The organism is Pseudomonas berkeleyensis (assembly GCF_014109765.1).
GTDB classification, from domain to species: domain Bacteria; phylum Pseudomonadota; class Gammaproteobacteria; order Pseudomonadales; family Pseudomonadaceae; genus Aquipseudomonas; species Aquipseudomonas berkeleyensis.
In genome coordinates this window covers 1,216,325-1,229,729 of sequence record NZ_CP059139.1, presented here as the reverse complement: position 1 = coordinate 1,229,729, position 13,405 = coordinate 1,216,325, and the positions used below count along the sequence as shown (strand labels likewise).

Annotated in this window: 12 protein-coding genes; 5 read left to right on the top strand and 7 right to left on the bottom strand. The window is 61.6% G+C overall.

The window, feature by feature from the left end:
* Nucleotides 1-35: 35 nt before the first annotated feature.
* The 4 genes from HS968_RS05655 (at nt 36) to HS968_RS05640 (ending at nt 4,651) form a co-directional block, all read left to right on the top strand.
* A complete protein-coding gene (locus HS968_RS05655) occupies nt 36-1,052 on the top strand; it encodes a class I SAM-dependent rRNA methyltransferase (RefSeq protein ID WP_182370512.1) in 1,017 nt (338 codons plus the stop codon).
* A gap of 101 nt (nt 1,053-1,153) precedes the next feature.
* Entirely contained in the window at nt 1,154-4,030 is a 2,877-nt protein-coding gene (locus HS968_RS05650; RefSeq protein WP_182370510.1) for a DUF748 domain-containing protein, read from the top strand.
* Nucleotides 4,027-4,335 carry a DUF2845 domain-containing protein gene (locus tag HS968_RS05645; protein ID WP_119694714.1) on the top strand — a complete coding sequence of 103 codons (309 nt, stop codon included), beginning with the start codon at nt 4,027-4,029 and terminating at the stop codon, nt 4,333-4,335. The genes HS968_RS05650 and HS968_RS05645 overlap by 4 nt, the downstream gene beginning before the upstream one ends.
* Nucleotides 4,336-4,348: 13 nt before the next feature.
* Nucleotides 4,349-4,651, top strand: a complete 303-nt coding sequence (locus HS968_RS05640) for a DUF2845 domain-containing protein (protein WP_106739019.1) — start codon at nt 4,349-4,351, stop codon at nt 4,649-4,651.
* 201 nt (nt 4,652-4,852) lie between these two features.
* Here HS968_RS05640 and HS968_RS05635 read toward each other — a convergent pair whose 3' ends face one another.
* Nucleotides 4,853-5,050: a CsbD family protein gene (locus HS968_RS05635; RefSeq protein ID WP_074916313.1), complete on the bottom strand. Its 198-nt coding sequence runs from the start codon at nt 5,048-5,050 to the stop codon at nt 4,853-4,855.
* A gap of 58 nt (nt 5,051-5,108) precedes the next feature.
* Nucleotides 5,109-5,462, bottom strand: a complete 354-nt coding sequence (locus HS968_RS05630; RefSeq protein WP_017675327.1) for a BON domain-containing protein — start codon at nt 5,460-5,462, stop codon at nt 5,109-5,111.
* 521 nt (nt 5,463-5,983) lie between these two features.
* Between HS968_RS05630 and HS968_RS05625 the strand changes: the two genes are divergently transcribed.
* Entirely contained in the window at nt 5,984-6,619 is a 636-nt protein-coding gene (locus tag HS968_RS05625; protein ID WP_182370508.1) for a TetR/AcrR family transcriptional regulator, read from the top strand.
* A gap of 69 nt (nt 6,620-6,688) precedes the next feature.
* Here HS968_RS05625 and pnp read toward each other — a convergent pair whose 3' ends face one another.
* From pnp to infB, 5 genes are all read right to left on the bottom strand, one after another.
* A complete protein-coding gene (gene pnp, locus HS968_RS05620) occupies nt 6,689-8,794 on the bottom strand; it encodes a polyribonucleotide nucleotidyltransferase (RefSeq protein WP_119694716.1) in 2,106 nt (701 codons plus the stop codon).
* 171 nt (nt 8,795-8,965) lie between these two features.
* Nucleotides 8,966-9,235, bottom strand: a complete 270-nt coding sequence (gene rpsO / locus HS968_RS05615) for a 30S ribosomal protein S15 (RefSeq protein WP_004424394.1) — start codon at nt 9,233-9,235, stop codon at nt 8,966-8,968.
* A 238-nt stretch (nt 9,236-9,473) separates the two neighbouring features.
* Entirely contained in the window at nt 9,474-10,394 is a 921-nt protein-coding gene (gene truB, locus HS968_RS05610; protein WP_182370506.1) for a tRNA pseudouridine(55) synthase TruB, read from the bottom strand.
* 3 nt (nt 10,395-10,397) lie between these two features.
* Nucleotides 10,398-10,790, bottom strand: coding sequence for a 30S ribosome-binding factor RbfA (rbfA, locus tag HS968_RS05605; protein ID WP_119694718.1), 393 nt, complete (start codon nt 10,788-10,790; stop codon nt 10,398-10,400).
* A gap of 109 nt (nt 10,791-10,899) precedes the next feature.
* Nucleotides 10,900-13,386: a translation initiation factor IF-2 gene (gene infB / locus HS968_RS05600; protein WP_182370500.1), complete on the bottom strand. Its 2,487-nt coding sequence runs from the start codon at nt 13,384-13,386 to the stop codon at nt 10,900-10,902.
* Nucleotides 13,387-13,405 lie beyond the last annotated feature (19 nt).

Below are 13,405 nucleotides of genomic sequence, written 5' to 3'. Positions count from 1 at the left end.
TAAACTGCCGCCTTCCTTTCTCCGAGATGCCGCGCATGTCCGCTCTTGACCAGGCGCTGCGCGCCGCCCTCGACGCCCGCGAAAACCTGCTGGACGAACTGCACGCGCAAGGCACCGACTGCTATCGCCTGTTCCATGGCAGCCAGGAAGGTGCCCCGGGCCTGACCGTCGACCGCTACGGCCCACAACTGCTGGTGCAGAGTTTTCACCAGCCGCTGGAGGCAGATGCCCTGCAAAGCCTCGCGACCATTGTCGAGCAGCGCCTCGGCCAGCCCCTGTTGCTGGTCTACAACGACCGCTCGCAACGTAACTCACGCATCGACCGCAATCCTCACGCGTTCGAAGCCGAAGAGGCGGCGCTGGCGGATCTGATCGGGCACGAATGGGGCCTGAACTACCGGGTACGCGGTCGCCACACCGGGCAGGATCCATTGCTGTTTCTCGACCTGCGCAACGCCCGCGGCTGGGTCAAGGCCAACAGCGCCGGTAAATCCGTACTCAACCTGTTCGCCTATACCTGCGGCGTCGGCCTGTGCGCGGCAGCCGGCGGCGCGAGCGAAGTGACCAACCTGGACTTCGCTCAGAGCAACCTCGCCGTAGGCCGTGAGAATGGCCAGCTCAATCCACAACTGCCAGCCATGCAGTTCATCCAGTCCGATTACTTCCCCGCCATCCGCCAAATGGCCGGCCTACCGATCAACAGCCGCCGCGGACAGAAGCTGCCGAACTACCCACGCCTGCAAGCTCGTCAGTTCGACCTGGTGTTCCTCGACCCGCCCGCCTGGGCCAAGAGCGCGTTCGGTACCGTCGACCTGCTGCGCGACTACCAGAGCCTGCTCAAGCCGGCGCTGCTGGCCACTGCCGATGGTGGTGCGCTGGTGTGCTGCAACAACCTGGCGAAAGTGGTGATGGAAGACTGGCGCGAACAGGTGCTGCGCTGCGCGGAAAAACTCGGCAGACCCGCGCGCGACTGCCAGGTGCTGGCGCCCGCCGTGGACTTCCCCTCCCATGACGCCAGGCCGCCGCTGAAGACGCTGATCCTGCAGTTTTGAGCCCGCTGCGAAAATAATTGCGCCCCACCACGCACGACCGGAACCGAACTGGCGTGCCATACTCCAAGTCATCCCTTCGTCTGGATAGATGACGCCAAGCCATGCCCAAAGGACTGAAGCGCGCGCTGAGCGCACTGTTGATCGCCCTCTTTCTCTACAGCCTGATCGGCTTCCTGATTCTGCCAGGCATCGCCCTGCGCATCGCCAACCAGCAACTGGCGCAGTACGCCACCGTGCCAGCATCGCTGCAGCGCCTGCAGCTCAATCCCTTCAGTCTGGAGCTGAACCTGTGGGGCCTGCGCATCGGCGAAGCGGGCCAGGAGCATCTGGCGTTCGAGCGCCTCTATGCCAACCTGCAAAGCGACAGCCTGTGGAGCGGTGCGCTGCACCTGGCCGCGGTCGAGCTGCAAGGGGCGCGCACCGCCGTGCTATTCGACAAGGACGGCACGCTGAACCTCACTCAATTGTTCCGCTTGCCGGAAACTACCGAGGAAAAACAACCGAGCAGCGGCGATCCCTTCCCACTGCGCATCGACACCATCGTCCTGCAGGAAAACGCCCTGCGCTTCCAGGATCTGCGCCCGAGCGAGCCGGTGGAATTCGCCTACGACGCCCTCGATCTGAAACTGCACAACCTCAGCACCTTGCCCGAAGACAACGCCGAGATGACCCTCACGGCCAGCGGCCCGAATGGTGCGAAGATCGACTGGCAGGGCCAGGTCAGCCTGACACCGATCACCTCCAGCGGCAGCCTGAAGATCAGCGACGGGCGCCTGAGTACCTTCTGGCCCTACGTGCGCGACGCCGTACCGCTAGTGCTCAAGGAAGGCCTGGTCGACCTCAGCAGCGATTACCGCCTCGACCTTTCCAAAGGTACCGAACTACAACTGAGCAAGGTCGCCATCCAGCTCGCCCCCTTTGCCATCGATGATCCGGACGGTAAACCGCTGGCGCGCCTGCAACGACTCGAGGTCACCGATACCAGCCTGGATCTGGCCAAACAGCAGGTGGTGGTTGGCCAGGTGCGCAGCCAAGGCCTGGAAGCCTGGGCCGCCCGCGAGGCCGATGGCCAGCTGGATTGGCAGAAGCTGTTTGCCGGTAAACCACAACCCGCGAGCGAAGCCGCGCCCGAAGCGCAAACCGAGACCAAGCCCTGGCAGGTGCTGCTGCAGGACGTACAACTGCGCGACTACAAGGCCCACCTGGCGGACCGCGTACCCAAGGAGAATGTGGCGCTGGAAGTCGGCCCGCTGAATCTCGATCTGAAAGATTTCGACAGCCTTGGCGACAAGCCTTTCAACCTCAAGCTGGATACCGGTCTGGGCAAGCAGGGCAAGCTGCAGGCCGCAGGCGACGTACAACTGACCCCAACCACGGCCCGGCTCAAGGTCATCACCCAGGATATCGACCTGCGCCTGGCCCAGGCCTACCTCAACCCCTTTATCCGCCTGGAACTGCGCAGCGGCCTGCTCGGCAGCGACCTCGACGTACAACTCAAGAGCACCGAGCCCTTGGCGCTGAGTGTGACCGGCAGTGCCAAGGTCGATCAGTTGCATACCCTCGACACCCTGCGCGAACGTGACTTCCTGCGCTGGAAACAGGTACGCGTCAACGGCCTCGACTATCGCCATGGCGACAGCCTGGCCATCGAGCGGATCGAACTGGATCAGCCCTACGCCCGCTTCGTGATCAACGAGAACCTCACCACCAACGTCAGTGACCTGATCGTGCCGCAACCCGCCGCTGCCGGCTCAGCTCAGCAGGACACCGGCAAACCGCTGGCAATCCGTATCGGCGGTGTCACCGTCAACGACGGTTCGGCCAATTTCGCCGACTTCAGCCTGACCCCCAGCTTCGCCACGGCCATTCAACAGATGAACGGCCGCATCGGCACGCTCGACAATCAAAAGCCGCAGGCCGCCAGCGTCGACATCAAGGGCAAGGTGGATCGCTACGCGCCGATGAGCATCAAGGGCCAACTCACCCCCTTCGATCCGCTCAACAGCCTGGACATCGCCACCAGCTTCAAGAACGTCGAACTGACCACCATCACCCCCTACTCCGGCAAGTTCGCCGGCTATCGCATCCGCAAAGGCCGCCTCAATCTCGACCTGCATTACCGCATCGAGAAAGGCCAGCTCAACGCCGAGAACAAGGTGCTGGTGGAAAACCTGCAACTGGGCGAACGGGTCGACAGCCCCGATGCAGTGGATCTGCCAATACGCCTGGCAGTCGCCCTGCTCAAGGACACCCAGGGCAACATCGCCCTCGAGCTGCCGGTACAGGGCGACTTGAACAACCCGCAGTTCAGCGTCATGCCCATCGTCTGGCAAACCCTGCGCAACCTGGTGCTGCGTGCAGCGCAGGCGCCGTTCAAGTTCATCGCCGGTCTGGTTGGCGGCAGCGATGTCGACCTCAGCACCGTACCATTCAGCCCGGGTTCGGCGGAGCTGGAAGGCGACGCCCGCCAGGCACTCGATACCTTGGCCAAGGCGCTGCAGGAACGACCCAACCTGCGCCTGGAGGTGGAGGGCCAGAGCGCGCAAGCCAGCGACGGCCCGCTGCTGGCCGAACAACGCCTGCAGCGCGAGTTCCGCGAAAGCTGGTACAAGGTGCTGCAACGCCGTGGCGACAAGGTACCGGCCAGCCCGGATGAGCTGGCGGTCGATGAGGACGAACAGGCCGCCCTGCTCGAAGGCATCTATCGCACCCGCCTGAAACAGCAGCCTCCGTCCGAATGGAGCGAGCTCAACGCCGCGCAGCGCACCCAGAACATGCGCCAGGCCGTGCTGGACTCCTGGGCTCAAAGCAAGCTGTTACTGCGTCAGTTGGCTCAGCAACGCGCTGCAACGATCAAGGACTACCTGGTGGAACAGGGCGGGTTGTACGATGAACGTGTCTACCTGATCGATGTCAACCTGGCTGAGCCCGAGGCCAATGGACGCGTGCTCACCGCCCTGCATCTGGACAGTCAATGATCATGCGCAGCTTGCCCTTCATCCCGTTTGCCACCCTGTTCGCATGCCTGATCAGCGCTACCGCGCAGGCTGATACCATGCGCTGCGGTAGCGCCCTGGTCAGCCTCGGCGACCGCCCGTTCGAAGTCGAACGCAAATGTGGCGCGCCGGTGCATCGCGACCCGATCGGTTACACCCTGGGTTCCTACGACCGCCGCGAATACATGATCGAAGAATGGGTGTACGGCCCGAGCAACGGTATGCTCAGCATCCTGCGCTTCGAAGGCAACCGCCTGACCGCCATCGAACGGCGCCGCGAACGCTGAGCAGGAGATTCCCATGCACAAACTCGGATACCTGCTCGTCATGCTGTGCCTGCCGCTTGCCGCCGAGGCCTCCTCCACCTATCGCTGTGGCAGCGCCCTGGTGAGCAAGACCGCGCCCAGTGCGGAAGTGCTGAGCAAGTGCGGCGAACCCGCCAGCCGCGACTTCATCGGCTACAAGGAGGTCGTCGATACCTATGGCTTTCGCAATGAAGTGAGTGTCGAGGAATGGGTCTACGGGCCGAAAAGCGGCATGTACCACTTCCTGCGCTTCGAAGGTGGTCGTCTGATCGAGATCCGCAGCAAACGCGGCAGCTGACGCCAGCCCTGCACAGGGCGCCGCACATCAGCGCATTCTCTGGCAAGCGCGGACACAGTCCGCCCCTTGAACAGCAAAAGACCCCACCGGTCACACCGGTGGGGCCTTTGAGCATCCATGCCTGTCGCTATCCGTGCTGATACGACGTCCGTGCCTGTAGCCATCCGTGCTCGTGCGGCATCCGTACCAGGCTATCCGTACTTAGAGCTTGTCGCTGAAATCGCGCAGCTCTTGCTGGGCCTTTTCCTTGGTCCAGCCGTAACGTTCCTGCAGTTTGCCGGCCAGGTATTCGCTGTGGCCTTCGGCGACGTCCAGGTCGTCATCGGTCAGGTTGCCCCAGCGCTCCTTGATGCGACCGCTGAGCTGCTTCCATTTGCCTTTGATGATGTCGCTATTCATGGTCATTCTCCCAGTGACAGGGGGATGGGGCCGGGCCTAGACCCGGCCGGCACGGTTATCAGTCAGCCGTTTTCAGAGCATCGGCGGAGACGTCACGCACGCCTTCGATTTCCTTGGTCTTGGCAATGGCCAGATCACGTTCGGCGTCGGTCGCTACCACACCGGACAGGGAAACCACGCCTTGGTTGGTCTCGACCTTGATGTCCAGAGCACTGAGGTTCGAGTCAGCGACGAAGGTGGACTTCACCTTGCTGGTGATCCAGGTGTCGGATACAGCCTGCTCGGCTTTATCCACAGTATCGTTGGCTGCCAGCATGGTCGGCTCGGCGGCGAAAGCTGCCGAAGCCAGAGACATGCTCAGCACAGCAGCGGTCAGGGTGGTAGCGGCAAAACGGTTGATTGGCTGTTTCATGGTTCGACTCCTGTACATTCCAGACAATCTGCAAACCAACTCCTGGCTGCAGGTTCACCAGTACTATCGCAAGCGCTGTGCCAGTTTTTTAAAATAAAATAAATACTTTAAAAACAAAGACTTATAAAAATAAAGACATAGCCTTTTGATTGCATTTCGCCGACTTGAAGAAAATAGCCCGGGCAATTTGCATGATCCGCAATTCATTCAGGGAGCCGAAGCTGATGGACGCGCTCCGAAACGCGATCTCCTGGCTCATGGCACGACCAAGAATGGTTATACGGCCTCACTTCACGCTGGGGCAGATATGAAATAGAGAAGACGCAGCCCCCTCGCGCCAAGCCAAACGCATTACTTATGCGGGCGCCAAAGCGCCGACCGCCGCCTGAACGGTGCCTGTCTGCACAACGCGTTGCAGGCAATCTCTGCCGATATCTGGGTTCTACGCAATACCCGAACGCCATAGGCGCACAGCGGATGTGGCATATTGCCCAGGCGCGACAACCGGTTCCCAAAGCCCCATGGATAAACCCGAGAAAAGCAAACCAGCTCGCGGCCGCCCACGAACCTTCGACCGCGAAGCCGCACTGGCCAAAGCGACCCACCTGTTCTGGCGCCAGGGCTATGCAGCGACCTCCATCGCCGACCTCACCGCGGCCATGGGCATTGGCTCGCCCAGTCTGTATGCGGCCTTTGGCTCGAAAGAGACGCTCTACGCCGAAGCCATCGACTATTACGGCAAGACCTATGAAGGGCTGGTGTGGGGCAATTTCTGCGCCGCGCCCACTGCCCGAGAAGCGATAACGGCCCTGCTGGTGGATTCTGCGGCCACGTTTACCGGGAATCTCGTCGAGGTTCCTCACGGCTGCATGGTGGCACTCTCGTCAGTGGCCAGCGAAGGTCATATCGAGCTTGGCGAACATGTCCGCTCAGCCCGTGCCGTGACTTGCGAACGCATCGAAGCACGCATTCGCCAGGCCATCGAAACAGGCGAGCTGCCACCTTCGACCGACGCCCATGCTCTCGCCCGCTTCGTACAAACTCTGCAAAGCGGCATGTCGCTGTTGGCCCGTGACGGCGTAGGCAAGACAGAACTGAGCGCAGTGGCGCTGCTGGCGATGCAGAGCTGGGACGCCCATATCAGGGGCACGCAGTAATCGCTGGAGAACAGGCATGAAAAAGGGCTCCCGCGGGAGCCCTTCTCATTGCAGCGAACGAACCGTCGCTTAAACGCCGGAGGCCTTGGCGGCCGCTACGTCCTTGATCGACAGTTTGATACGGCCGCGGTTGTCCACGTCCAGTACCAGCACTTCGACTTCCTGACCTTCTTTCAGAACGTCGGTCACTTTCTCTACGCGAGCATCGCTGAGCATGGAGATGTGAACCAGACCGTCCTTGCCCGGCAGGATGTTGACGAAGGCACCGAAGTCAACGATGCGCTCGACCTTGCCGACGTAGATCTTGCCGATCTCGGCTTCGGCGGTGATGGCCAGTACGCGCTGCTTGGCAGCCTCGGCGGCTTCCTTGGTTTCGCCGAAGATCTTGATCGAGCCATCGTCTTCGATGTCGATCGAGGCCTTGGTCTCTTCGCAGATCGCGCGGATGGTGGCACCACCCTTGCCGATGACGTCGCGGATCTTGTCCTGGTCGATCTTCATCGCCAGCATGGTCGGAGCGTTTTCCGACAGCTCGCTGCGCGATTGGGCGATGACCTGGTTCATCTGGCCGAGGATGTTCAGGCGAGCTTCCAGCGCCTGCTCCAGGGCCTGCTCCATGATCTCTTCGGTAATGCCCTGGATCTTGATGTCCATCTGCAACGCAGTGACGCCTTTGGCGGTACCGGCTACCTTGAAGTCCATGTCGCCCAGGTGGTCTTCGTCACCGAGAATGTCGGTCAGGACGGCAAACTTGTCGCCTTCCAGAACCAGCCCCATGGCGATACCGGCAACCGGCGCCTTCATCGGCACACCAGCGTCCATCAGGGCCAGGGAAGCACCGCAGACCGAAGCCATGGAGGAAGAGCCGTTGGACTCGGTGATTTCCGATACCACGCGGATGGTGTACGGAAACTCGTCAGCGCTCGGCAGCATGGCGGCAACGCCACGGCGGGCCAGACGGCCGTGGCCGATTTCGCGACGGCCAGTGGCGCCCATGCGACCACACTCACCGACCGAGTACGGCGGGAAGTTGTAGTGCAGCATGAAGGGGTCTTTCTTCTCGCCTTCGAGGGTATCCAGCAGTTGCGCGTCGCGCGCGGTACCGAGGGTAGCGACGACCAGCGCCTGGGTTTCGCCACGGGTGAACAGGGCCGAGCCGTGGGTCTTGTCCAGAACGCCGACTTCGATGTTCAGACCACGAACGGTGCGGGTGTCACGACCATCGATACGCGGCTTGCCGTTGACGATGTTCTCGCGCACGGTGCGGTATTCGATTTCGCCAAAGGCTTCCTTGACCTCGGCAGCGGAAGGCACGCCTTCTTCGCTGGCGAACTTGGCCACGACCTGATCACGCAGCTCGCCCAGACGCGCATAGCGATCCTGCTTGATGGTGATGGTGTAGGCCTGGGAGATGGCCTCGCCGAACTCGCCACGAATGGCGTTCAGCAGAGCGGTGTTTTCCGGCTTTGGCTGCCAGTCCCAAGTCGGCTTGCCGGCTTCGGCAGCGAATGCCTTGATGGCGCTGATGACGGACTGGAACTCATCGTGGGCGAACAGTACGGCGCCCAGCATTTGATCTTCGGTCAGTTCCTTGGCTTCCGATTCCACCATCAGAACGGCGGTTTCGGTACCGGCCACGACCATGTCCAGGCTGGAGGCCTTGAGCTGTTCGTAGGTCGGGTTCAGCAGATAGCCGGCTTCCGGGTGGAAGGCGACGCGTGCGGCGCCGATCGGGCCGTTGAATGGGATGCCGGAGATGGCCAGGGCAGCCGAGGTACCGATCATCGCAGCGATGTCCGGATCGGTCTTCTTGCTGGTGGAAACCACGGTGCAGATGACCTGCACTTCGTTCTGGAAACCTTCCGGGAACAGCGGACGGATCGGACGGTCGATCAGACGCGAGGTCAGGGTCTCTTTCTCGGAAGGACGTGCTTCACGCTTGAAGAAACCGCCAGGGATCTTGCCGGCAGCGTAGGTTTTTTCCTGGTAGTGCACGGACAGCGGGAAGAAGCCTTTGCTCGGGTCGGCGCTTTTGGCACCGGTGACAGCGACCAGCACGCTGACATCGTTATCGACGGTCACCAATACGGCGCCGCTGGCTTGACGGGCGATACGGCCAGTCTCGAGGGTGACGGTCGACTGACCGAACTGGAATTTCTTGATTACCGGGTTCACGGTGTTTTCCTTCTCTTTGTTGCCTTGGGGGAAATCGGAAAGAGGCGCGGGAGTCGGACCCGATGCATCCCTCGGAAAGCCAAAAGCTGGAAGCCCAGCGTCACGAGGTGAGGATCACTCCCCACTCGCGACGCCGAACTCCCAGCTTCCAACTTGTGCAGCTCGCGTCTATTAACGACGCAGGCCCAGGCGACCGATCAGGGCGCTGTAACGACTGGTGTCTTTACCCTTCAGGTAGTCCAGCAGCTTGCGGCGCTGGTTAACCATACGGATCAGACCACGACGGCTGTGGTGGTCTTTGCCGTTGGCCTTGAAGTGGCCTTGCAGCTTGTTGATGTTGGCGGTCAGCAGGGCAACCTGCACTTCCGGGCTACCGGTATCGCCTTCAGCTTGCTTGTAGTCGTTAACGATCTGGGCTTTTTCTTCAACGCTGAGTGCCATGTTGGCTTCCTCTCATCTGGAAACTGCTGAAGCAGTCTCAATAGGCCGGGAATCGCTTCCCGTGTTTTAAAAAGAGGCATGACCGTGCCTACTAACAGCCACCCTCGTAATCCTGACCCCGGCATCTGCCAGTTCCAGGTTTTCAGCCTTCTCGGCCGAACCATTCGCGTTACCGGCAACTCCGATAACGCCTGTCGACGCAACGCGTCGGTATCCATTCAATCCGGGCTGTAGCCCGTTACGCGCCGGTGTAGATCAGCCGGCGCGGCGCAATACGACCGTCATCGCTCACTTCACCAATACCGATGAAGCGGCCGTTGTGATCCTGCACCCGCACCATGCCGAACTTCGGCGCTTCCGGTGCTCGCACCGGTTGCCCTTGCAACCAGTAGAACGCGCTGTGCTCGGAGAACTGCAGCAGCGGCCAATCCTGCAGGCCACTGTCAGCCGGTAACAGGAAGCGATCCAACGCCTCGTTGCCACCTTCGGCGTGTGCAGCCTCCAGCTCTTCCAGGGTCACAGTACGTGACAGGTCAAACGGGCCGGCCTTGGTACGACGCAACTCGGCGACATGTGCACCGCAGCCCAGCAACTGGCCGAGATCCTCGACCAGCGTACGAATATAGGTGCCTTTGCTGCAGTCGACGGCCAGACGAACCTGCTCGCCTTCACATGCCAGCAATTCCAGGCGCGCAATAGTAACAGAACGCGCTTCACGCTCCACTACTTCCCCTGCACGGGCCAGTTTGTAGAGAGGCTGGCCATCTTTCTTCAGCGCCGAGTACATCGGTGGTATCTGCTTGATTTCACCCCGAAAGCGCGGCAACAGCGCCTCGATCTCGGCGCGACCGACGGTCACCGGGCGGCGCTCGATGACCTCGCCTTCGGCATCCCCAGTGGTGGTGGTGACACCAAGCTGGGCGACGGTCTCGTAGCCCTTGTCGGCATCGAGCAGATACTGGGAGAACTTGGTCGCCTCACCGAAGCACAACGGCAGCACGCCGGTCGCCAGCGGGTCGAGGCTGCCGGTGTGGCCGGCCTTTTCCGCATTGAGCAGCCAACGCACCTTCTGCAGCGCCGCGTTGGAAGTAAAACCGTGGGGCTTGTCCAGCAGGATGATGCCGTCGACCTTGCGGCGAATACGTTTGACCTGCGCCACGCCTTACTCCTTGGAACCGGCAGTGTCGTCGTGCAGACGATCTTCCGCCACGGCACGCTCGATCAGCGCCGACAGGTGAGCACCGCGCTGGACGCTCTCGTCGTAGTGGAAATGCAACTGCGGCACGCTGCGCAGCTTCATCGCCTTGCCCAACTGCATGCGCAGGAAACCGGCTGCATCGTTGAGCACCTTGAGGCTCTCGGCGACGGCATTGGAGTCGTCCTGCCCCATAACGGTGATGAAGACCTTGGCGTGGCCGATATCACGGCTGACGTCGACCGCAGTAATGGTCACCAGCCCCAAACGCGGATCCTTGACCTCACGCCGGATGAGCTGGGCCAGTTCGCGTTGCATCTGGTCGCCGATACGCTGTGTACGGCTGTAATCTTTGGCCATTTTCTACTTACCTTTACTTCGTCCGCCGTCTATTCGCCAGCGGACTCAAAAGCGGCAAACGCCCGGCCGCGCGAATGCGGGGCCGGGCGTTGCGTGTTGCGACTCGCGATTACAGGCTGCGAGCCACCTGGACTTTCTCGAACACTTCGATCTTGTCGCCGACCTTGACGTCGTTGTAGCTCTTCACGGCGATACCGCACTCCATGCCGTTACGCACTTCGGCGACGTCGTCCTTGAAGCGACGCAGGGATTCCAGCTCGCCCTCGAAGATCACCACGTCTTCACGCAGTACGCGGATCGGACGGTTACGGAAGACAGTGCCTTCAATGACCATGCAACCGGCGACCGCGCCGAACTTCGGCGAACGGAACACGTCACGCACTTCGGCGGTACCCAGGATGTTCTCGCGAACATCGCTGCCGAGCATACCGGTGAGCGCCTTCTTGACGTCTTCGATGATGTCGTAGATGACGTTGTAGTAGCGCATGTCCAGGCCTTCGGCCTCGACGATCTTGCGCGCACCGGCGTCAGCACGGACGTTGAAGCCGAACAGCACGGCATTGGAGGCCAGCGCCAGGTTGGCATCGGATTCGGTGATACCACCGACGCCGCCACCGACCACACGCACTTGCACTTCGTCGTTGCCCAGGGTGCTGAGCGAGCCTTGCAGCGCTTCCAGAGAACCACGCACGTCGGCCTTGAGGACGATGTTGAGGGTTTTCTTCTCTTCCTGGCCCATGTTCTCGAAGATGTTTTCCAGCTTGCCGGCGTGAGCACGGGCCAGCTTGACCTCGCGGAACTTGCCTTGACGGAACAGAGCAACTTCACGGGCCTTCTTCTCGTCGGCGACCACGGTCATGTCGTCACCGGCATCCGGCGTACCGTCGAGGCCGAGGATTTCGACCGGGATGGACGGGCCAGCTTCCTTGATCGGCTTGCCGTTCTCGTCAAGCATGGCGCGCACGCGGCCATAGTTGACGCCGACCAGCACCATATCGCCCTGACGCAGCGTACCGTCCTGAACCAGCACGGTGGCAACCGGGCCACGGCCCTTGTCCAGGCGCGACTCGACCACGACACCACGACCCGGTGCCGACGGCGTGGCTTTCAGTTCGAGAACTTCGGCCTGCAGCAGTACGGCTTCGAGCAGTTCATCGATGCCGGTACCCGCCTTGGCAGAAACCGGTACGAACGGCGCATCACCGCCCCACTCTTCCGGGATCACGTCGAGAGCAGCCAGGCCGTTCTTGATGTTGTCCGGGTTGGCTTCCGGCTTGTCCATCTTGTTCACCGCGACCACGATCGGCACGCCAGCCGCTTTCGCGTGCTGTACGGCTTCCTGGGTCTGCGGCATCACGCCGTCGTCAGCAGCGACGACCAGGATGACGATGTCGGTCGCCTTGGCACCACGTGCACGCATCTGGGTAAACGCGGCGTGACCGGGGGTGTCGAGGAAGGTGACCATGCCGCGCTCGGTTTCCACGTGGTAGGCACCGATGTGCTGGGTGATACCACCCGCTTCACCGGAAGCCACCTTGGCGCGACGGATGTAGTCGAGCAGCGAGGTCTTGCCGTGGTCGACGTGGCCCATCACGGTCACGACCGGCGCGCGGGACACCGCCTCGCCTTCGAACTTCAGCGACTCGGCCAGGGAGTCTTCCAGAGCGTTATCGCTGACCAGCTTGACCTTGTGGCCCAGCTCTTCGGCGATCAGCTGGGCAGTTTCCTGATCCAGCACCTGGTTGATGGTCACCGGAGTGCCCATCTTGAACATGAACTTGATGACTTCGGCGGCCTTGACCGACATCTGCTGAGCCAGATCGGCCACGGTAATGGTCTCGCCAATTGCCACGTCGCGCACTACCGGGCCGGCCGGAGCCTGGAAGCCATGCTGGTTGCGCTTCTTCATCTTCGACTTGCCGCGGCCACCACGACGGAAACCGTCGCTTTCTTCATCGACGCTACGTGGAGCGACGCGCGGAGCCGGCGCCTTCTCCTTGGTAGCAGGGCGATGCTGGGTGTGCTTGCGATCGCGGCGCTCGTCTTCGTCGGAGCGGGCCTTCTCGGGGCGACGCACTTCTTCTTTCTTGCGCTCGACCTCGACCACAGGAGCGGCAACAGCCGGCTCGACTGCAGCGGCTACCGGAGCCTGAGCCTCGGCAGGCGCAGCAGTGGCGCTAGCGGCCTGGCGTTTGGCTTCTTCTTCGGCCTGGCGCTTGGCCTCTTCCTCGGCTTTCAGGCGAGCGGCTTCAGCCACAGCGCGCTGCTCTTCGAGCTCACGCTGCTTTTCGGCTTCGAGCTCTTCCGGGCTGCGCTTGACGAAGGTCTTCTTCTTGCGCACTTCTACGCTGATGGTCTTGCTACCCGCCACACGCAGGGTGCTGGTGGTCTTGCGCTGCAAGGTAATCTTGCGCGGCTCTTCGACCTTGTCGCCGTGACTGCTCTTGAGATGGGCCAACAGGGCCTGTTTCTCGCTATCGGTCACTACTTGTTCGGCACTGTTGTGGGACAGCCCAGCTTCACGCATCTGCTGCAGCAGGCGTTCCACCGGAGTGTCGACCACTTGGGCCAGTTCTTTCACCGTGACTTGCGTCATGCATCTTTCTCCTCAGGCC

What these genes read in the sequence shown, in the direction of transcription:
- HS968_RS05655 (WP_182370512.1), top strand. Translation starts at nt 36, where the DNA reads ATGTCCGCTCTTGACCAGGCGCTGCGCGCCGCCCTCGACGCCCGCGAA.
- HS968_RS05650 (WP_182370510.1), top strand. Translation starts at nt 1,154, where the DNA reads ATGCCCAAAGGACTGAAGCGCGCGCTGAGCGCACTGTTGATCGCCCTC.
- HS968_RS05645 (WP_119694714.1), top strand. Translation starts at nt 4,027, where the DNA reads ATGATCATGCGCAGCTTGCCCTTCATCCCGTTTGCCACCCTGTTCGCA.
- HS968_RS05640 (WP_106739019.1), top strand. Translation starts at nt 4,349, where the DNA reads ATGCACAAACTCGGATACCTGCTCGTCATGCTGTGCCTGCCGCTTGCC.
- HS968_RS05635 (WP_074916313.1), bottom strand. Translation starts at nt 5,050, where the DNA reads ATGAATAGCGACATCATCAAAGGCAAATGGAAGCAGCTCAGCGGTCGC.
- HS968_RS05630 (WP_017675327.1), bottom strand. Translation starts at nt 5,462, where the DNA reads ATGAAACAGCCAATCAACCGTTTTGCCGCTACCACCCTGACCGCTGCT.
- HS968_RS05625 (WP_182370508.1), top strand. Translation starts at nt 5,984, where the DNA reads ATGGATAAACCCGAGAAAAGCAAACCAGCTCGCGGCCGCCCACGAACC.
- rpsO (WP_004424394.1), bottom strand. Translation starts at nt 9,235, where the DNA reads ATGGCACTCAGCGTTGAAGAAAAAGCCCAGATCGTTAACGACTACAAG.
- rbfA (WP_119694718.1), bottom strand. Translation starts at nt 10,790, where the DNA reads ATGGCCAAAGATTACAGCCGTACACAGCGTATCGGCGACCAGATGCAA.
- infB (WP_182370500.1), bottom strand. Translation starts at nt 13,386, where the DNA reads ATGACGCAAGTCACGGTGAAAGAACTGGCCCAAGTGGTCGACACTCCG.